This window comes from Mesorhizobium sp. WSM3868, from assembly GCF_002294785.1.
In the GTDB taxonomy this organism is placed as follows: domain Bacteria; phylum Pseudomonadota; class Alphaproteobacteria; order Rhizobiales; family Rhizobiaceae; genus Mesorhizobium.
This window is the reverse complement of record NZ_NSGB01000002.1, coordinates 33906-52059: the sequence shown is the minus strand read 5'-3', so window position 1 is coordinate 52059 and position 18154 is coordinate 33906. Positions and strand designations below refer to the sequence as shown.

19 protein-coding genes and 1 tRNA gene are annotated in these 18154 nt (G+C 65.2%); 13 read left to right on the top strand and 7 right to left on the bottom strand.

From position 1 onward, the window contains the following. Window positions 1-46: 46 nt before the first annotated feature. Entirely contained in the window at window positions 47-808 is a 762-nt protein-coding gene (locus CK221_RS03435; RefSeq protein WP_066991562.1) for a COG4280 domain-containing protein, read from the bottom strand. Window positions 809-1012: 204 nt separating this feature from the next. Between CK221_RS03435 and CK221_RS03430 the strand changes: the two genes are divergently transcribed. Both CK221_RS03430 and CK221_RS03425 read left to right on the top strand, forming a co-directional pair. Continuing rightward, window positions 1013-2506 carry an aldehyde dehydrogenase family protein gene (locus CK221_RS03430; RefSeq protein ID WP_095776736.1) on the top strand — a complete coding sequence of 498 codons (1494 nt, stop codon included), beginning with the start codon at window positions 1013-1015 and terminating at the stop codon, window positions 2504-2506. Window positions 2507-2671: 165 nt separating this feature from the next. Beyond that, window positions 2672-3691: an LLM class flavin-dependent oxidoreductase gene (locus CK221_RS03425; RefSeq protein WP_095776735.1), complete on the top strand. Its 1020-nt coding sequence runs from the start codon at window positions 2672-2674 to the stop codon at window positions 3689-3691. Window positions 3692-3791: 100 nt separating this feature from the next. Here the strand turns inward: CK221_RS03425 and CK221_RS03420 are convergent, their stop codons facing one another. The 3 genes from CK221_RS03420 to CK221_RS03410 form a co-directional block, all read right to left on the bottom strand. Further along, window positions 3792-4025 (bottom strand): hypothetical protein, encoded by a 234-nt coding sequence (locus CK221_RS03420; protein ID WP_095781991.1) that lies wholly within the window; start codon window positions 4023-4025, stop codon window positions 3792-3794. A gap of 70 nt (window positions 4026-4095) precedes the next feature. Then, window positions 4096-4539 (bottom strand): carboxymuconolactone decarboxylase family protein, encoded by a 444-nt coding sequence (locus CK221_RS03415; RefSeq protein WP_095776734.1) that lies wholly within the window; start codon window positions 4537-4539, stop codon window positions 4096-4098. A gap of 112 nt (window positions 4540-4651) precedes the next feature. Continuing rightward, window positions 4652-5728: a class I SAM-dependent methyltransferase gene (locus tag CK221_RS03410; protein WP_095776733.1), complete on the bottom strand. Its 1077-nt coding sequence runs from the start codon at window positions 5726-5728 to the stop codon at window positions 4652-4654. Between the two features lie 193 nt (window positions 5729-5921). Here CK221_RS03410 and CK221_RS03405 point away from each other — a divergent pair, with 193 nt between their 5' ends. From CK221_RS03405 to CK221_RS03385, 5 genes are all read left to right on the top strand, one after another. After that, window positions 5922-7013 carry a helix-turn-helix domain-containing protein gene (locus CK221_RS03405; protein ID WP_095776732.1) on the top strand — a complete coding sequence of 364 codons (1092 nt, stop codon included), beginning with the start codon at window positions 5922-5924 and terminating at the stop codon, window positions 7011-7013. A gap of 144 nt (window positions 7014-7157) precedes the next feature. Then, window positions 7158-8129, top strand: a complete 972-nt coding sequence (locus CK221_RS03400) for a sugar ABC transporter substrate-binding protein (protein ID WP_095776731.1) — start codon at window positions 7158-7160, stop codon at window positions 8127-8129. Between the two features lie 105 nt (window positions 8130-8234). Continuing rightward, window positions 8235-9737: a sugar ABC transporter ATP-binding protein gene (locus tag CK221_RS03395; RefSeq protein WP_095776730.1), complete on the top strand. Its 1503-nt coding sequence runs from the start codon at window positions 8235-8237 to the stop codon at window positions 9735-9737. Next, entirely contained in the window at window positions 9734-10750 is a 1017-nt protein-coding gene (locus tag CK221_RS03390) for an ABC transporter permease (RefSeq protein ID WP_095776729.1), read from the top strand. The genes CK221_RS03395 and CK221_RS03390 overlap by 4 nt, the downstream gene beginning before the upstream one ends. 16 nt (window positions 10751-10766) lie before the next feature. Further along, window positions 10767-11768 (top strand): substrate-binding domain-containing protein, encoded by a 1002-nt coding sequence (locus CK221_RS03385; protein WP_095776728.1) that lies wholly within the window; start codon window positions 10767-10769, stop codon window positions 11766-11768. Between the two features lie 170 nt (window positions 11769-11938). Here the strand turns inward: CK221_RS03385 and CK221_RS03380 are convergent, their stop codons facing one another. Next, window positions 11939-12997, bottom strand: a complete 1059-nt coding sequence (locus CK221_RS03380; RefSeq protein WP_095776727.1) for an ornithine cyclodeaminase — start codon at window positions 12995-12997, stop codon at window positions 11939-11941. 2 nt (window positions 12998-12999) lie between these two features. Continuing rightward, a complete protein-coding gene (gene rocF, locus CK221_RS03375; protein ID WP_095776726.1) occupies window positions 13000-13932 on the bottom strand; it encodes an arginase in 933 nt (310 codons plus the stop codon). Window positions 13933-14064: 132 nt separating this feature from the next. Between rocF and CK221_RS03370 the strand changes: the two genes are divergently transcribed. Together CK221_RS03370 and CK221_RS03365 are read left to right on the top strand one after the other, a co-directional pair. Next, window positions 14065-14505 (top strand): Lrp/AsnC family transcriptional regulator, encoded by a 441-nt coding sequence (locus tag CK221_RS03370; protein ID WP_066991897.1) that lies wholly within the window; start codon window positions 14065-14067, stop codon window positions 14503-14505. A gap of 231 nt (window positions 14506-14736) precedes the next feature. Then, window positions 14737-15030: a hypothetical protein gene (locus CK221_RS03365; RefSeq protein ID WP_095776725.1), complete on the top strand. Its 294-nt coding sequence runs from the start codon at window positions 14737-14739 to the stop codon at window positions 15028-15030. Window positions 15031-15097: 67 nt separating this feature from the next. Here the strand turns inward: CK221_RS03365 and CK221_RS03360 are convergent. Further along, a tRNA-Gly gene (locus tag CK221_RS03360) sits at window positions 15098-15172 on the bottom strand. 209 nt (window positions 15173-15381) lie between these two features. Here CK221_RS03360 and CK221_RS03355 point away from each other — a divergent pair. The 4 genes from CK221_RS03355 (at window position 15382) to CK221_RS03340 (ending at window position 18151) form a co-directional block, all read left to right on the top strand. Further along, the gene (locus CK221_RS03355; RefSeq protein WP_066991899.1) at window positions 15382-15879 is read left to right on the top strand and encodes a prolyl-tRNA synthetase associated domain-containing protein; all 498 of its coding nucleotides are present in this window, start codon (window positions 15382-15384) and stop codon (window positions 15877-15879) included. A gap of 86 nt (window positions 15880-15965) precedes the next feature. Continuing rightward, window positions 15966-16961 (top strand): thioredoxin, encoded by a 996-nt coding sequence (gene trxA / locus CK221_RS03350; protein ID WP_095777067.1) that lies wholly within the window; start codon window positions 15966-15968, stop codon window positions 16959-16961. 196 nt (window positions 16962-17157) lie between these two features. Continuing rightward, complete coding sequence (locus CK221_RS03345) at window positions 17158-17829, top strand: LON peptidase substrate-binding domain-containing protein (protein ID WP_095777066.1); 672 nt, start codon at window positions 17158-17160, stop codon at window positions 17827-17829. A 79-nt stretch (window positions 17830-17908) separates the two neighbouring features. Beyond that, entirely contained in the window at window positions 17909-18151 is a 243-nt protein-coding gene (locus CK221_RS03340) for a Trm112 family protein (RefSeq protein WP_067323589.1), read from the top strand. Window positions 18152-18154: the final 3 nt, after the last annotated feature.

Here is an 18154-nt window from a genome sequence, read left to right as displayed (position 1 = left end):
ACCGCTCTGTTTCTTCTTTGACCGCAATTCCGCACGGGAAACCACTTCACGCTTTTCCCGGAATTGCTTTGGCAGCCGCGGCGTGGGCGTTGCGCAGCCAGCGCACCATGGCGAAGGATGCCGCGGCGATGACGACGAAGATGGCAAGCAGCGCAAAATCCTCGCCCGGCCATTCGGCGCCGAGGCCTTCGCCTGTCCAGAACACGCCGAAACTGGTCAGCATCAGGCCGACGACGAATTTGAGCGCGTTTTCCGGCACGCGCGCCAGCGGCCGGTGCACGGCGAGGCCGATCAGCATCACAAGCACGAATGCGGCCAGCGCTCCGAGACCGGCATAGAGCGTCTGGCCATGCGCGGTCCCGACCGCAATGACGATGAACACCACCTCGACCCCTTCGAGCAGCACCGCCTTGAAGGCCGCCACGCCGGCAAGATAGCCGGCGCGACGGTCGTTGGCATGGCGGGTCAGCGCGTCGGTTTCCCTGGAAAAGGCTGCCTCTTCGTCGCGGAGCGCGATGATCCCGGCGCTGCGCAGGATCGCCTTGCGCAGCCAGCGCATGCCGAACAGGATAAGAAGCACGCCGACTGCGAATTGCAGGAGCGTGATCGGGATCAGCTGCAGCAGCGGTCCGAAAGCCAGCACCAGCGCCGCCAGCACGGCGAGCGCCGAGACGGCGCCTGTCAGCGCCGGCCGCCAGCCGCGCGTCACGCCGACGGCCAGCACGATGGTGAAGGCTTCGACCACCTCGACAAAGGACGCCAGGAAGGAAGCGGCCACGGTGGAGAGAACGGGCGTCAGTTCGTGCATCAATGGGCACCGAGGTCCGTGTTTCGCCGCCCTTTTGGGAAGGCGGGGCCGGTCCAGCCTTGTTCAACAGGCGATGACGCACAAAGTATGGCGGATGGACAAATCAGCCGTCGCCGGCTGCACATTCTCCACCGCCGCGGCGAACTTGCGCCCGTGCGCAGGCCGGTGGCATAAGGCCATGCTCATCAGAGAAAGCGGCTTCAGATGACGTTATCGGTGAGAGACCTTCCCCTGCGCACGCCGATCGACGGCCGGCACCGGCAGATGATGATCGACGGTGAGTGGCGCGATGCGGTGAGCGGCCGGACTTTCGAGACGCGCAACCCCGCCACCGGCGCGGTGCTGGGCACCGTGCCGCTTGCGGATTCCAAGGACGTCGACCTGGCGGTGGCCGCCGCGCGGCGCGCCTTCGAGGGACCGTGGAGCCGCTTCAAGCCCTATGAGCGCCAGCTGCTGCTGTTGAAGATCGCCGATCTCATGGAACGGCATTGGGAAGAGTTGGCGCTTTCCGACACCACCGACATGGGCATGCCGATCACCCGCACTTTGGCCAACCGCAACCGCGTGCTCGGCATGCTGCGCTTCTATGCCGGCATGGCGACGTCGATCCACGGCCAGACGATCGGCAATTCGCTGCCCGGCGAGATCGTCTCCTACACGCGCAAGGAGCCGGTCGGCGTGGTCGGCGCGATCATTCCGTGGAATGCGCCCACCGCCGCCTCGATCTGGAAGATCGGCCCGGCCTTGGCCACCGGCTGCACCATCGTGCTGAAACCGTCGGAAGAGGCACCGCTGACGCCGCTCCTGATCGCCGACCTGATGCAGGAGGCCGGCGTGCCGCCGGGCGTCGTCAACGTCGTGACCGGCACGGGCGCGGAAGCCGGTGCGCCGCTCGCGGCGCATATGGATGTCGACAAGGTGGTCTTCACCGGCTCGACCGCCACCGGCCAGGCGATTCTGCGCGCCTCGGCCGCCAACATGAAGCGCGTGTCGCTGGAGCTGGGCGGCAAATCGCCGGTGATCGTGCTCGCCGATGCCGACATCGAGCGCGCCGTGCCGGTGGCGGCCATGTCGGTCTTCGCCAATTCCGGCCAGGTCTGCATCGCCGGCTCCCGGCTCTTCGTCGAACGGCCGATCTATGACGAATTCGTCGAACGCGTCGCGGCCTTCGCGGCAAAGCTGCGGATCGGCGACGGCGCCGACCCCGAGACCGAGATCGGACCGCTGATCTCGCCAAGACAGCTCGAGCGCGTTACGGGCTTCATCGCGGACGGCGCGCGCGAGGGCGCGCGGCTGGTGACAGGTGGTGAGCGCATCACCAAGGGCGCGCTGGCCGCAGGCAATTTCATGACGCCCGGCGTGTTTTCCGGCGTCACCGACGGCATGCGCATCGCGCGCGAGGAAATCTTCGGGCCGATCATCTCGGCGCTGCCCTTCGACACGCTGGAGGAAGCGGTGCGGCGCGGCAACGACACGCCCTACGGTCTCGGCGCCGGCGTGTTCACCAAGGATGTCGGCAAGGCGCACCAGCTCGCCAACCGGCTGCGCGCCGGCTCGGTCTGGGTCAACACCTATCACGCGATCGACCCGGCCGTGCCCTTCGGCGGCTACAAGATGAGCGGTTACGGCCGCGAGGGCGGCGCCGAGCATCTCGACGAATATCTCAACACCAAGGGCGTCTGGATCCGGATCGATTGACGGTCTGTATCCGGTCGCGTTTCGTTGAATAGCCGCACGGCTTCAACTATTTGCGTTGCGCAATTCCGAAGCGGAAAGCCGTCGCATGTTTTTTGCTGGTATTGCGCTGGAGCAACACAAGAACACGAGCGGTTCAGCGGGCCGCCCTGATGCGGAACGGAGCGCATGAAGAAGATCGGGTTTCTGTCGTTCGGGCACTGGTCGCCCGCCCCGCAATCGGGCACGCGCTCGGGCGCCGACGCGTTGCTGCAGTCGATCGACCTTGCCGTCGCGGCTGAGGAGCTCGGCGCCGACGGCGCCTATTTCCGCGTCCACCATTTCGCCCGCCAGCTCGCCTCGCCGTTTCCGCTGCTTGCCGCGGCCGGCGCGAAGACCAAGCGTATCGAGCTCGGCACCGCCGTCATCGACATGCGCTACGAAAACCCGCTCTACATGGCCGAAGATGCGGGTGCGGCCGACCTCATCGCCGGCGGCCGGCTTCAGCTCGGCATCAGCCGCGGCTCGCCCGAGCAGGTGATCGATGGCTGGCGCTATTTCGGCTACGTGCCGGAAGAGGGCAAGGCCGATGCCGAGATGGCGCGCCGCCACGCCGAGATCTTCCTCGATCTGCTGCGCGGCGAAGGCTTTGCCCAGCCCAATCCGCGGCCTATGTTTCCCAATCCGCCTGGATTGCTCAGGCTCGAGCCGTTCTCGGCGGGCCTGCGCGAACGGATCTGGTGGGGCGCGGCCACCAACGGCACCGCCGAATGGGCGGCCAAGCTCGGCATGAACCTGCAGAGCTCGACGCTGAAATTCGATGAGGGCGGACAGCCGCTGCACATCCAGCAGGCCGAGCAGATCCGCGCCTACCGCGCCGCCTGGAAGGAAGCCGGCCACGCAAGGGAGCCGCGCGTGTCGGTCAGCCGCAGCATCTTCGCCTTGGTCAACGACATGGACCGCGCCTATTTCGGCGGCAGCGAGGGCGAGGACCATTTCGGCTATATCGAGCCGGAAAAGCGCGCCGTGTTCGGCCGTACCTACGCCGCCGAGCCGGATGTGCTGGTTGAGCAGCTCAGGCAAGACCAGGCGATCGCCGAGGCCGACACGCTGCTGCTCACCGTGCCCAACCAGCTCGGCGTCGACTACAATGCCCATGTCATCGAGGCGATCCTGAAGCACGTCGCGCCGGCACTCGGCTGGCGGTGATCAATCGAGCGATTCGACGGCCGCGAGGCGAGACCAAACTCGATTTCGGGGCCATGATCGAATCGGTGCACCCGATGCTTTGAGGCACTGCCACCGGCAATCAGGTCGCTGCGCCAGTGTACCGCGCGCGCACGATCCGGGTGATGTGGACCACGTTCAGGCCGATGAAGAAGACGTTCCATGCCACGACGTTCAACATCGGGACGGGCTGGCCGTAGAAGTATACTGCCAGGCAGGTTGCCGCCGTCAGGGTGAGTATTCGCAGGCGCAGCATGTCCATCGTGAAGTAGGCAATCACGTAAAGAATGTTCGCCGCGTTGATGAGCAGTTCCATGAGAGTTCCCATGTGGTGGGGCGTGCAGGAAGGGGCGGTGCCCGGTTGAAACGCCGGGCACCGCCTGCCGTCAGTCGCCGCCAAATTCGGTCTTGAAGGTTTCGAAGTCGATCTGCAGGCCATTCAGCACGGCGCTCCAGTGCCGGACGTAGCCGGCATGGGCCACGGCTTCGGCGACCTCCTCGTCGGTGGCGCCGCGGTCCTTGGCCATCTTGGTTTCCAGCCAGATGCAGTAACGGCACGGAATCTGCGCCGCCACCGCGACGTTGATGAGCGACTTTACCTTCGGTTCGAGAGCGTTGTTCTTGGGTTGAAGCTCGAGACCCTTGAACATCGCCCAAGCGCCGGCGACTGCCGACTTTGGATAGGCCTTGATATGGCTCGGCACGATGCCGAGCGTCGCCTCGATTTCCTTGTAGGTCTGCTCGGCCGCCGGCAGTTCCTGCGCAACGGCGAGCGGTGCGGCAAGTACGGTAGCGATGGCGAAGCCTATGCCTGTGAGAATGTTTTTCATGATCAGTCTCCTGTTTGTTGGGATCGAAGGGATTGCCGCCCGCCCCGCGCCCCCTTTGCGCCGCGAGGCCGGAAGTCGTCCGCTGCGACCGACCGGTGTTAGCTTTCGAAGGTCAGAGCCGGGCCTCGAGGACTAAGTTGAACGGCGTCTCGAAGGCACGACGGAAACGGGTGAACCCGGCCTTGCGGAACACTTCCGCCAGCCGTGCCTCGCCGGCCTGGGCGCCCAGCACGAGGCGGCCGCCGTCCGAAATAGCGTGGGCGCAGCAGATGGTGGTGGAGGCCGCGTAATACATTCTCGCCACCGGCGAGATGTTGTCTTCGACCCGGTCATTGGCGAAAGGCTCGATCAGCATCACCGTCCCGTCCGGCGCCAGCGCCTTTGATGCATGCACTGCCGCGGCGACAGGATCGCCCATGTCATGCAGGGCATCAAAGAAGCAGATCAGATCGTAGCCGCTGCCCGGGTAGTCGTCGGCCCGCGCCTTTTCGAACGCCACGCGCCCTTCCAAGCTCTGCTTGGCGGCGCCGCGACGGGCCTCCACCAGCGAGTCGTCGTGATTGTCGAAGCCATGGAAGCGGGAAGCCGGAAAGGCCTTTGCCATGAGCGCCGTCGAATGGCCGTGGCCGCACCCGATATCGGCGACAAGCGCACCAGTCCTGAGCTTCTCGACGACGCCCTCCAGGGATGGCAGCCATTCGCTGACGAGACTGGCCTTGTAGCCGTTCCGGTAAAAGGCGGCCACGCCGCAGGCCAGGCGTCCGTCATGATCTCCCCAGGCGATGCCCTTGCCGGTGCGGAAAGCCTCTACGGCCTTCTCTTCGTCGGCCCACATCGAAGCGGGCACTGCCCAAGCGTTGGGAATGAAGACGGCGCTGTCCTCGTCGGCGAGCACGACTTCCTGTTCGGCTGTCAACTCGTAGGTGTCGCTGACCGGGTGGTAGACGATATAGCCGCCCGCCACTTGGGAATTGAGCCATTCGCGTACATAGCGTTCGGCACAGCCGGCCCGCCCCGCGAGCGCGCGGGCACTGAGGGGTCCGAGGCCCGCCATGGCCTTGTAAAGACCGAGACGGTGGCCGAGGCTGATCATGACTCCGCCGTAGCCGGCCGAAATATCACCGATCGCTCGCGCGACGAGCGCATCGAGTTTTGCCGGATCGATCTTATGGTTGTGGGTATGCTCCATGTCCAAGTCTCCTGTCCAAGCGCTCGGGCAACCCCCGAGGCAGCGGCTGAATCGCAGGAACAGGGAAGAAACGGGAGAGCGCGACTCTCCAGAATCGGGCCATTTGTGCCACTGGCCCGTCGTCAGGAGAGAAACTGGCGGCCGCGCGCGCCGGGCGCTATGGTTGCGGCGCCTGCGACATGGATTAGCCGACATGCATCGTCACTTCACCACTGCCGCATCCGAGCCGCTTCACGTGAGTCTGGTGGCCATTCCAGAGGCCGTGGTGTCCACGTTGTCGGGCATCTTCGACGTGATGAATGCTTTCAAAATAATGCCGCTGCCGGGCAGCGAGCCGCGCCAGGCTCCGCCCTTCGAGATTGAGATCGTCGGCCTCGAAACGGGCGCTCTGGAACTGGCCAGCCGCGTGCCGGTCATGGTTCAGCGAAGCGTGGCGGAGGTGGATATGACCGACATCGTCATTGTTCCTTCGATCCTGCTTGGGCCGAACGGCTGGCGAAAGGACCTGCATCCGGAACTGGTCGAGTGGTTCCGCGCCATGCATGGCCGCGGCGCGCTCTTGTGCTCGGCGTGCTCAGGCATCTTCCTGCTTGCCGAAACCGGTCTGTTCGATGGCGTGGACGCGACCGTGCATTATGGCTACGCCGGCGACTTCGGCCGGACGTTTCCACAAGTGCCTATCCACCCGGATCGTGTGCTGGTGGTGTCGGGCAAGCGGGAGGAGCTCATCTCCTCGGGTGCTTCCATGACCTGGCATGATCTGGTGTTGTACCTGATCGCCCGACACGCCGGCGCGACCGCAGCCCAGGCCGTGGCGCGCTCATTCGCGCTGCAGTGGCATCAGGACGGTCTTGCGCCCTACATCATCTTTGAGGGCCGCAAGGATCATGGCGATCTTGCCGTTCAGGCGGCGCAGGACTTGATCGCCACCCGATTTTCGGTCGCCAATCCCATAGAAGAGATGATCCGCTGCGCCCAGCTCACGGAGCGCACCTTCAAACGCCGTTTCACGAGCGCGACCGGCCTGAGCCCGATCGCCTATGTACAGCGCTTGAGGATCGAGGACGCCAAGCGCCGACTGGAGCGCACCGACGCGTCAATCGACGACGTGAGCTGGCAGGTCGGGTACGAAGAGCCTGCGTTCTTCCGTCGCTTGTTCAAACGTGTGACGGGGCTGGCGCCCGGCGCATACCGCAAGCGGTTCAAGATCCCCGCCTATGCGCAAAGGCATTTGCCCGACGAGAGCGTCGAACTCCGGCTGGGAAATAGCCAGCGGCAGACGTAAGCCGGGCCGACGCTGCGATATCCGCCCGGCAGGCTACTCGGGTACGCTTCCTCCGCGAGCGTGTTGACATCCGACGAAGACAAGCAGTAGTTTTTGGCGTAATCGGTTACGTAACCGATTACGCCCATTCAGGAGGAGGAAAGCATGAGCAAGGTTTCAAATACCCGCGGGCTCGACCTGGGATCGTTCTCGCGTCGTCGGTTCCTCAAGACAAGCGCGCTGGCGGCCGGCGCGCTTGCGCTGCCGTTCGGTCCGGCGTTTGCGGCCGACAAGCCGAAGGTCGGCCTGGTCATGAAGTCTTTGGCCAACGAGTTCTTCAAGCAGATGCAGGCCGGCGCGGAGGACTATGCGGCCAAGAACAAGGACAAGTTCGATTTCGCCGCCGTCGGCATGAAGGACGAGCGCGATTTCGCCGCGCAGGTCGATGCGATCGAGAACTTCATCACCCAGAACTACAACATCATCGTCGTGGCGCCGGCCGATTCGAAGGCGATGGTCACGCCAATCGCCAAGGCGCTGAAGGCCGGCATCAAGGTCATCAACATCGACGTCGCGCTCGACGATGAGGCCAAGAAGAAGGCCGGCATCGACCTTGCCTTCTTCGGGCCGGACAACCGCGCCGGCGCCAAACTCGCCGGCGACGCGCTCGGCAAGGCGCTGGGCAAGGGCGGCAAGGTCGTCATCCTCGAAGGCAATCCGGAAGCCGACAACGCCAAGCAGCGCAAGCTCGGCTTCGACGATTCGGTGAAGGAGCACGGCCTCGACCTGCTCGATTCGAAGACCGCGCATTGGGAGACCGAGGAAGCCAACACGCTGATGACCAACTTCCTGACCCAGCACCCCGACATCCAGGGCGTGATGGCGGCGAACGACTCGATGGCGCTCGGCGTCGTCAAGGCGATCGACGCGGCCGGCAAGTCGGGTCAGATCAAGGTGGTCGGCTTCGACAACATTCCGGCGGTCGGCCCGCTGCTCAAGGAAGGCAAGATGCTCGCCACGGTCGAGCAGTATGGCGCGCAGATGGCGGCCATGGGCATCGACTACGGCCTGCGCGAGCTTGCCGGCGAGAAGTTCTCCGGCTGGGTCAAGACCGACGTCAAGCTGATCACCGCCTGAGGCGAGCAGAGGCGCCGGGACTCCCTCTGGCGCCATCCATTCGCTTGTCTCATCATCGCCGCCGGCAAGCAGCCGGCGGCGATGAGCGCCGTTCAGGATTGCTGCATGGACGATGTGGTTCTTTCCCTTGAAGGGGTAGGAAAGATCTTTCCCGGCGTGGTCGCGCTGAGCGACGTCTCGCTGTCGTTCGCGCGCGGTGAGACGCATATCGTCCTCGGCGAGAACGGCGCCGGCAAATCGACGCTGATCAAGCTCTTGGCCGGCATTTACCAGCCGGACAGCGGCACGATCGCCTTCAACGGCCAGCCCTATCAGCCGAAGACGCCGCATGATGCGCAGCTAAGCGGCATCCGCATCGTGCACCAGGAGCTGAACCTTCTGCCCTATCTCAGCATCGCCGAGAACCTGATGCTGGAAAACCTGCCGCGCCGCGCCTTCGGCATCGTCGACCGCAAGGCGCTCAACCGGCGCGCCGTCGCGCTGCTCAAGGAGGTCGGGCTCGACGTCGATCCGAGGACGCGGGTCGAAGCGCTCGGCCTCGCGCAGATGCAGCTGGTCGAGATCGCCAAGGCGCTGAGCTACGACAGCAAGCTGCTGGTGCTCGACGAGCCGACTGCGACGCTGACGCCGCCGGAGATCGGGCGGCTGTTCGCCATCATCAAGCGGCTGAAGGCCAGGGGCGTCACCATCATCTACATCTCGCACCGGCTGCACGAAGTGTTCGAGATCGGCGACCGGGTGACCATCCTGCGCAACGGCAGGCTGGTCGCGACCCGCGACCTCCACGGCCTCAGCGTGCCGGATGTCGTGCGCATGATGATCGGCCGCGACATCGCCGACGAATTCGGCTTCGACGCCTCGATCGTGCCGGGCAAGGTCGCGCTCAGCGTCACCAATCTGAAGCGCAGCGCCGTGACGCCCGAAATTTCCTTCAACGTCCGCCACGGCGAGATCTTGGGCGTCGCCGGTCTGGTCGGCAGCGGCCGGACCGAAGCCATGCGGGCCCTGTTCGGCGCCGATCCGAGGCTCGACGGCGTCGTCGAGATCGACGGCAAGCCGGTGGCGATCACGGCGCCCAAGGATGCCGTGCGGCATGGGCTCAGCCTGCTTACCGAGGATCGCAAGGGCCAGGGCCTGCTGCTCGATCTGGCCGTGGACAAGAACATCACCATCACCGATCTCGGCAAGGTGTCGCGCCACGGGCTGGTCAACCGCCGGGCCGAAGCCGCGGCAGCGAACGATCTCATCGGCCAGCTGCGCGTCAAGGCAAGCTCGATCGAGCAGGCGGTGCGCAATCTCTCGGGCGGCAACCAGCAGAAGGTGGTGTTGGCCAAATGGCTGTTCCGCGGCACCTCGACGCTGATCCTCGACGAGCCGACGCGCGGCGTCGACATCGGCGCGCGGCGCGAGATCTACCAGCTTCTGTGGATGCTGGCGGCGGCTCAAAAAGGCATCATCATGGTGTCTTCCGACCTGCCGGAGCTGATGGGCATGTGCCATCGCATCATCGTCTTTTCCAAGAACAAGATCGTCGGCGAGGTGCCGCGAGCCGAATTCGACCAGGAGCGCATCCTGTCGCTCGCCTACCAGGAGTATGTGCGACCATGAGCGAGACGTCCGAAACCCTCGTGTCGGCGCCTGTTTCTCCCGGCAGGGCGAAGTTCCTGCGCTTCCTGATCCGCGACGCCGGCGTGCTTCTGGCGCTGGTGCTGATCACGCTGTTCTTCTCGCTCACAGCGCCTTACTTCGCCACGCCCGGCAACGCGCTGAAGATCTTCGTGCAGATCGCCATCAACACGGTGCTCGCCGCCGGCATGACCTTCGTCATTCTCACCGGCGGCATCGACCTTTCGGTCGGCTCGGTGCTGGCGCTCTGCACCGTGGTCGGCGCCACCGTCATGATCGACGAAAGCCTGTCGCCGGCCGTCGCGATCACTTTGGCGCTGCTCGCCTGCATGGCGACCGGTGCTGCCTGCGGCTTCCTCAACGGCTGGATCTCGACGCGCTGGAAGATCCCGTCCTTCATCGTCACGCTCGGCATGCTCAACATGGCGGCGGGCGCCGCGCGCGTGGTCAGCGACAATTCGACCATCACCGGGCTGCCGCAGAGTTTCGTCGATTTCGGCAATCTGATCATCGGCGGCTTCCTGCCGTCGATCTTCCTGGTCGCGGTGCTGGTGATCGCGGCGGGCTGGTTCGTGCTGCGCTTCACCGTGTTCGGCCGCATGATCTTCGCCGTCGGCACCAATGACGAGGCGGTGCGCCTCTCCGGCCACAATCCGGATTTCTACAAGGTCGCGGCCTTCACCATCAGCGGGCTGACGGCCGGCATCGCGGCCATGGTCTATCTGCTGCGCTTGAACATCGGCAGCCCGATCGCCGGCGTCGGCTACGAGCTCAATGCAATCGCCGCCGTCATCATCGGCGGCACCAGCCTCAGCGGCGGCAAGGGCTCGATCATCGGCACGCTGGTCGGCGCCTGCATCCTGCAGGTGCTCAGCACCGGGCTGCAGCTGCTCGGCGTCGGCGACAATTTCAAACCGATCGTGATTGGCCTTGTCATCGTGCTCGCCGTCATCCTAGACGCTTATCGGGAGAGGCTGTTGCGGAGGATCCGCTAAACGGTCAGAGGGAACCATGACCACAATTGCCGATGTCGCGCGCTATGCGGGGGTGTCCGTCGCAACGGTCTCGCATGTGATGAACCGCACGCGCCATGTCGAGCCGGAGACGGCCGAGCGCGTGCGCGCGGCGATCACCGCCCTGCGCTACAGCCCGAACTCGCTGGCGCGGAGTCTGAGGCGCGGGGAGACCAAGACCATCGGCCTGCTGCTCCCGGACAATTCCAACCCGTTCTTCGCCAGCGTGGCGCGCCAGATCGAGGATGCCGGCTTCGTGGCCGGCTATACGGTGATCCTGTGCAACTCGGATGGCAGCGCCGAGAAGGAAGAGCGCTATCTGTCGGTGTTGATGGCAAAGCAGATCGACGGACTGATCTTCGCCGGTTCGTCAGACCATGCGCGGGTGTTCTCGCACCTGTCCGCCGCCCTGCCGGCGGTGCTGCTCGACCGCGAGATCCATTCTGTCCATGTCGATTCCGTGCTGGTCGACCACGATCACGGCGGCTATCTCGCCGGGCGCCATGTGGTCGGGCTCGGCCACAGCAAAATCGGCGTCATCGGCGGTCCGCGCGATTCGAGCTCCAGCCCGGCCCGCCTGCGCGGTTTTACCCGGGCACTCGCGGAGGCAGGTATCGACCTGCCTGCTTCGTCGGTGGTCGATTCCGACTATCATTTCGCCGGCGGACGCCTGGCGATGGAGCGGCTGATGACGCAGGCGCCGGAGATCACGGCGGTGTTCGCCTGCAACGATTTGATGGCCATGGGCGCCATCACCGCGCTGCGCACGCGCGGCTTGCGGGTGCCCGACGACATGTCGCTGATCGGTTTCGACGACATCCCCTATGCGGTCACCACATGGCCGCCGCTGACGACGATCGCTCAGCCGGTCGAAAAGATCGGAACGCGGGCGGTCAGCCTGCTGCTCGAGCGCGTCGGCGAGCCCGAGGCGCCGTCGCGCCGCGAGGTGCTGGCGCCAGTGCTGGTGGAGAGGGAAAGCTGCGCGGCGGTGCAGAAGTAGCGTGTAATCTCCCCCCTTGAGGGGAAGATGTCGCCGAAGGCGACGGAGGGGGTCGGTCCGACTGGGCTCGGCCTGCTGCGGCAGATGGAGGTTGGCGCTCCACGCGAGGCGACCCCCTCTGGCCTGCCGGCCATCTCCCCCGCAAGGGGGGAGATCACGCGCTCATTCCCTCACGCGGCAGGTTGCATGGCGGCCCTCAGCAGCATGCCGAACAGGTCGCGCGGCTCGTCGGGGTCGGCAAGCAGGTCGAGCTCCTCGTAGAGGCCGGTCGCCTGAAGCTGGTCGCGAACATAGCGCAGCGCGGAAAAATCCTCCGTGGCGAAGCCGACGGAATCGAACAGCGTGATCTGCTCCGGCGCCTTGCGGCCCTCGGCCTGGCCGGTCATGACCTGCCACAGCTCGGTCACCGGATGATCGGCATCGAGCTGCTGGATCTCGCCCTCGATGCGCGTCTGCGGCGGAAACTCGACGAAGATGTCGGAGCGCAAAAGGATATCGCGGTGCAGCTCGGTCTTGCCGGGACAGTCGCCGCCGACGGCGTTGATGTGGACGCCGGAACCGACCATGTTGTCGGTGAGGATGGTGGCGTACTGCTTGTCGGCGGTCACCGTGGTGATGATGTCGACGCCTTCCACCGCGTCCTGCCCGGTCGAACAGATGGTGATGTCGAAGCCCTTGCCGGCGAGGTTGCGGGCGCATTTTTCGGAAGCAGAGCGGTCGATGTCGTAGAGCCGCAGCCGGTCGATGCCGAGCAGCGCCTTGAACGCGACGGCCTGGAACTCGGACTGGGCGCCGTTGCCGATGATGGCCATGGCGCGCGACCCTTTCGGTGCCAGATATTTGGCGGCAACCGCCGAGGTCGCGGCGGTGCGCAGCGCCGTCAGGATCGTCATCTCGGTCAAGAGCATCGGATAGCCGGAGCCGACATCGGCGAGCACGCCGAAGGCGGTGACGGTCTGGCGGCCTTCGCGCATGTTCTTCGGGTGGCCGTTGACATATTTGAAGCCGTAGAGGCGGCCGTCGCTGGTCGGCATCAGCTCGATGACGCCGTCATGGCTGTGCGAGGCGACGCGCGGCGTCTTGTCGAACAGCTCCCAGCGGCGGAAATCCTCCTCGATATAGCCGGCAAGCTCGGTGAGGAAGCGCTCGAGGCCGATGGCGAGCACAAGCTTCATCATGCGGTCGACGCTGACGAAGGGGACGATGGCAAGGCGGGACGGCTGGGTCATGATCAGAGGCTTCCGGAATGGCTGCGGGTCGGGCGGTCCATGATGCGGCGGCCCATCAGGCTGGCGGTAAGGTCGACCATCAGGGTCGCGGTACGGCCGCGTTCGTCGAGGAACGGGTTCAGTTCGACCAGGTCGAGGCTGGAGACCAGGCCGCTGTCGGAGAGCATCTCCATCACCAGATGCGCCTCGCGGAAGGTGGCGCCGCCGGGAACCGTGGTGCCGACGGCCGGCGCGATCGAGGGGTCGAGGAAGTCGACGTCGAGGCTGACATGCAGCAGCCCGTTTGCCTCTTCGATCCTGGCCAGGAAAGCCCGCAGCAGCGGGGCGATGCCGTGCTCGTCGATGGCGCGCATGTCATGCACGGTCACACCCGCGTCCTTCAGCGCGCGGCGCTCGGCCGGATCGACGCTGCGCAGGCCCATGGTGCAGACGCGGGCCGGGTCGACTGCGGCGGGCAGGTCGGGGAAATAGCCGTTGAAGCCGGGGCGGCCGCTGGCATAGGCGAGCGGCACGCCGTGCAGATTGCCGCTGGTGGTGGTGTCGAGCGTGTGGAAGTCCGGGTGGGCGTCGAGCCACAGCACGAAGAGCGGCCGGCCGCGTTCGGCGGCGCGGCGCGCCACGCCGGAGACGGTGCCGGCGGAGATCGAGTGGTCGCCGCCGAGGAAGATCGGCATGGCATCCCTCGAAGCCGCGTAGGCGGTCTCGGAAATCGCCGCCGTCCAGGCGGAGATTTCGGGCAGCGACTTCAGGGCGAGATTGCCATGAGCGACAGCGCGCGCCGCCGCCTTCTCAACCGCGCCCCAGTCCTCGACCTCATGGCCGAGCTCCGACAGCACCGCGACAAGCCCCGCGGTGCGCAGCGCGCTCGGCCCCATCTCGCATCCCATCCTGCCTGCGCCGTCCTGCACCGGCGCGCCGACGATCCTGCAGCGCATCGCTTCTTTCCGCTTTTGCGTTTGATTTGCCGAAGTGAACCACCGCTGCCTGGCGGTTTGAACAGGGTAAATTGGCATTTCGAAAAGGCTGATCTATCATAGTGGGCATATCGGCTGCTCGAAATGGTCAACATGGACGCACTCGACGAGAGACTGGTGACGCTTCTGAGGCACGATGCGCGGCGCAGCGTCTCCGATCTCGCGCTCGATCTCGGCGTCTCGCGCGCGACGGTCCGGGCGCGCATGGAGCGGCTGGAGAAATCCGGCGAGATCATCGGCTACACGGTGGTGCTGCGCGCCGATGCGGTCGACCAGCGCATCCGCGGCGTGATGATGATCGAGATCGAGGGCCATGCCGCGGATCGCGTTATCAGGGCGCTTGGCGGTTTTCCCGAGGTGTCGACCATCCACACCACCAACGGCCGCTGGGACCTGGTGGTCGAGCTCGGCACCGCCTCACTCACGGACTTCGACGCCGTGCTGCGTCGCATCCGGCTGATCCCCGGGATCACCGGCAGCGAGACGAGCCTGCTGTTGGCGACGCCGAGGACGACGAGGGCGAGGCTTGGGTAGAGCGGTTCGTTTTATGGAAACGCCGAACCGCTCGACTTCCTTTTTTGCGCAATTCCGGACTGAAGGCTTCGGCGAGAGCAGGCGAGCCGTTAGGGACTTTACTGGAATTGTTCGAGCAAAGGCTTCAACCTGTCAGGAGCGGGCGGCAGGGCGCGCGTCCTTTCCGTCGCGACGTTCCTCTATTTTGCCCGGCCAGCATGAGCCGAGCCACAGATCGCGGAGAGCAGCGCAATGCTGAAGACGATCGCGGTCGGGGGAGGCCTGGGCCTTGTCGGGTTCCTCATCGCGATTTTCACGATGGGCGCAGGGCACGGAACGAACGTTCCCGGTTTCATCGTGGTCCCCTGGATGATGCTGCTGATGATGGCAGGCGTTGGCGCTTTGCCCGGGTTGCTCGCGGCATGCGCCCAATTCACGATCTATATCCTTCTGATCCGCTGCAAGCCGTTGCTGGCGCTGCCGATCGGGATCGTTCACTGCGTCGCCACGGTATTGGGGATGGCGGGGAACGGAATCTTGTTCTGAAGGCTACAAACGCGAAAAAGCCGCGGAAAACCGCGGCTTTTCGTTTGCTTGATCCCCTGAAGGAAACTGGAGCGGGTGAGGCGATTCGAACGCCCGACCCCAACCTTGGCAAGGTTGTGCTCTACCCCTGAGCTACACCCGCTCGCGCGGCCTTGGGCCGCAAGCCGCGCCTATATGGCCGAAGAGCGCGGCGATTGCAACAGGGAAATGACGGTCTTTTTCGAGCTAGCTCTTCGTATGGCGAGGGGTGCGTTTCGACCCGGCGAATTCGGTTGGCTCAACCGGGCGATCTTGCCCCAAGGGCATCGTTGGCCGTAAACGGCACAAGCTTTCCAGATGATGCGAGGACCGATGCCGAAGACCGAAGCCGAGCTTTATGCCTTTCTTGCCGATCTCGGCATTTCCGTCTCGACGGTGCGCCACCCGCCCTTGTTCACGGTCGCCGATTCGCAGGCGCTGCGCGGAGAGATCCCGGGCGGCCACACCAAGAACCTCTTTCTCAAGGACAAGAAGGACAATTACTTTCTCGTCACCGTCGGCGAGGAGGCCGTGGTGGATCTCAAGCAGATCCACCATCTGATCGGCGCCGCCAGCCGCGTCTCCTTCGGCAAGCCGGAAATGCTGATGGAGCTGCTCGGCGTCATTCCCGGCGCGGTTACCATCTTCGGCCTGATCAACGACACGGCCGGGCGGATCAAGGTGGTTCTGGACCAGGAATTGATGAGCCACGAGGTCATCAACGGCCATCCGCTGACCAATGAGGCGACGACGGCCATCGCCGCTGCCGATCTCGTCAAATTCGTCGAGGCAACCGGCCACGATCCTGTTATCTTGAAAGTCTCGGGCTGATCGCCACATGGATGGCGAAACCGAAATCCGACAATAACGCGCCGCACCCCCGAAGCCGGCGACGACGCGACCGAAAGGGCGACGACATGAGTGACAACAATCCGTTCAGCGGCTCATTTGGCGGCAATGCCGGCCAGTACGCCCAATCCGTGCAATATGGCGGGGGCGACCGCGGCAAGGTATCGCTCGGCGAGGCGCCTGCGGCCGCGGATCTCGTCAAGGATACGACGACCGCGACGTTCGCGGCCGACGTCATCCAGGAATCGCGCCGCCAGCCGGTGCTGGTCGACTTCTGGGCGCCCTGGTGCGGGCCGTGCAAGCAGCTGACGCCGCAGCTCGAAAAGGCGGTCAAGGCTGCCGGCGGCAAGGTCAAGCTGGTCAAGATGAACATCGACGACCATCCCTCAGTCGCCGGCCAGCTCGGCATCCAGTCGATTCCCGCGGTCATCGCCTTCAAGGACGGCCAGCCGGTCGACGGCTTCATGGGCGCCATTCCGGAAAGCCAGATCACGCAGTTCATCCAGAAGGTCGGCGGCAAGGGCGGCGGCGGCGCGCCGCAGATCACCGAAGCGCTGGCCGCGGCCGCCGAGGCGCGCGAGGCAGGCGACACCCAGACCGCGGCCGACATCTATGATGCGATCCTCGAGCAGTCGCCCGAAACCATCGAGGCCATCGCCGGGCTCGGCGAAATCCTGTTCGAGGCCGGCGACAGCCAAGGCGCCGAGACGGTGCTTGCCAAGGCGCCGGAGGACAAGAAGGATGCGCCGGCGCTTGCCGCTCTGCGCGCCAAGATGACGCTCGCGGCGGAAGCCGCCGCGCTCGGCAATCCGGCCGAGTTCGAACGCCGGCTCGCCGCCAACCCGAACGATCACCAGGCGCGGTTCGACCTGGCGATGGTGCAGAATGCGCGCGGCGAGCGGATGCAGGCCGCCGACAACCTGCTGGCGATCGTCAGGGCCGACCGGACGTGGAACGACGATGGCGCGCGTGCGCAGCTCTTGAAGTTCTTCGAGGCATGGGGGATGACCGACGAGGCGACGCTGTCGGCGCGGCGTAAGCTGTCGTCGCTGTTGTTCTCCTGAGCTTTTTGCCGGCTTTGCTGCCGGCCCCTTTTGCCAGGAGGGTCTTGCGCAAGGCGGCAACTGCGCCAGATAGGCGGCAGCGGCTTGCCCCTGCCGGTTAAGAGTTTAAACAGGCTGGGTTGCGTAAGAGGAGATCGCAGATTGATACGCTGCCCGGCGACGCTTTCGAGAGTTGAAGCGCAGGCGGAGGGTTGAGGTGCAGGTCGGAAACGCCCGCTACCGGCTCGCGAGGGATCTGCCGTCGAGGATCCCGGTGTTTCCGCTCGCCGGGGCGCTGCTGCTGCCCGGCGGCCGCATGCCGCTCAACATTTTCGAGCCGCGCTACCTGGAGATGATCGATGAGGCGATGGCCGGGCCGCGGTTGATCGGCATGATCCAGCCCAGCCTCGACGGCGCGCTGCGCGACGACGGCGAGCCCGAGCTTTGCAGCGTCGGCTGCGCCGGGCGCATCATCTCGCTTGCCGAGACCGGCGACGGGCGCTACCTGATCTCGCTGCAAGGCGTCTGCCGCTTCCGTGTCACAGATGAGCTGGCGGTCAAGACGCCGTTCCGGCAATGCCGGATGGCGCCCTTCCTCGCCGATCTCGAGGAGGATCCGGCCGGTGCCGAGGTCGACCGCCCTGCCCTGCTCAAGGCGTTCCGCGCCTATCTGCAGGCCAACGACCTCGAGGCCGACTGGGAAAGCGTGAGCCGCGCCGAGAACGCCATGCTGGTCAACGCGCTGTCGATGATGGCGCCCTATGGGCCGGCCGAGAAGCAGGCCCTGCTCGAGGCGGCGGATCTGAAGACGCGCGCCGAGACGCTGATCGCCATCACCGAAATTACGCTGGCGCGCGAAGATGAGGATTTTGGCTCGAGCCTGCAGTAAACGTAATGATTCGGGTGAAATCGGCCTGACCTGAATCTCAACACTTAGGCCGGCGGCAGTTGGACAATGGAAAAGTGCGATGGCGGACGGACGTGACGGGCGCAAAGCCACGGTCGACCCGAAATTGCTGGAACTGCTCGCCTGCCCGCTGACCAAAGGACCGCTGACCTGGGACGCCGAGCGCAGCGAACTGATCTCGCGCGTGGCGAAGCTTGCCTATCCGGTGCGTGACGGCATCCCGATCATGCTGCCTTCGGAAGCGCGCACGATCTCGGCCGAAGACGCGCTCAAGCCACCGCCGCGGCTCGGAGGGCCGTCGTGAATC

Coding starts and splice junctions, on each gene's coding strand:
- CK221_RS03435 (WP_066991562.1), bottom strand. CDS start 808: ATGCACGAACTGACGCCCGTTCTCTCCACCGTGGCCGCTTCCTTCCTG.
- CK221_RS03430 (WP_095776736.1), top strand. CDS start 1,013: ATGACGTTATCGGTGAGAGACCTTCCCCTGCGCACGCCGATCGACGGC.
- CK221_RS03425 (WP_095776735.1), top strand. CDS start 2,672: ATGAAGAAGATCGGGTTTCTGTCGTTCGGGCACTGGTCGCCCGCCCCG.
- CK221_RS03420 (WP_095781991.1), bottom strand. CDS start 4,025: ATGGAACTGCTCATCAACGCGGCGAACATTCTTTACGTGATTGCCTAC.
- CK221_RS03415 (WP_095776734.1), bottom strand. CDS start 4,539: ATGAAAAACATTCTCACAGGCATAGGCTTCGCCATCGCTACCGTACTT.
- CK221_RS03410 (WP_095776733.1), bottom strand. CDS start 5,728: ATGGAGCATACCCACAACCATAAGATCGATCCGGCAAAACTCGATGCG.
- CK221_RS03405 (WP_095776732.1), top strand. CDS start 5,922: ATGCATCGTCACTTCACCACTGCCGCATCCGAGCCGCTTCACGTGAGT.
- CK221_RS03400 (WP_095776731.1), top strand. CDS start 7,158: ATGAGCAAGGTTTCAAATACCCGCGGGCTCGACCTGGGATCGTTCTCG.
- CK221_RS03395 (WP_095776730.1), top strand. CDS start 8,235: ATGGACGATGTGGTTCTTTCCCTTGAAGGGGTAGGAAAGATCTTTCCC.
- CK221_RS03390 (WP_095776729.1), top strand. CDS start 9,734: ATGAGCGAGACGTCCGAAACCCTCGTGTCGGCGCCTGTTTCTCCCGGC.
- CK221_RS03385 (WP_095776728.1), top strand. CDS start 10,767: ATGACCACAATTGCCGATGTCGCGCGCTATGCGGGGGTGTCCGTCGCA.
- CK221_RS03380 (WP_095776727.1), bottom strand. CDS start 12,997: ATGACCCAGCCGTCCCGCCTTGCCATCGTCCCCTTCGTCAGCGTCGAC.
- rocF (WP_095776726.1), bottom strand. CDS start 13,932: ATGCGCTGCAGGATCGTCGGCGCGCCGGTGCAGGACGGCGCAGGCAGG.
- CK221_RS03370 (WP_066991897.1), top strand. CDS start 14,065: ATGGACGCACTCGACGAGAGACTGGTGACGCTTCTGAGGCACGATGCG.
- CK221_RS03365 (WP_095776725.1), top strand. CDS start 14,737: ATGCTGAAGACGATCGCGGTCGGGGGAGGCCTGGGCCTTGTCGGGTTC.
- CK221_RS03355 (WP_066991899.1), top strand. CDS start 15,382: ATGCCGAAGACCGAAGCCGAGCTTTATGCCTTTCTTGCCGATCTCGGC.
- trxA (WP_095777067.1), top strand. CDS start 15,966: ATGAGTGACAACAATCCGTTCAGCGGCTCATTTGGCGGCAATGCCGGC.
- CK221_RS03340 (WP_067323589.1), top strand. CDS start 17,909: ATGGCGGACGGACGTGACGGGCGCAAAGCCACGGTCGACCCGAAATTG.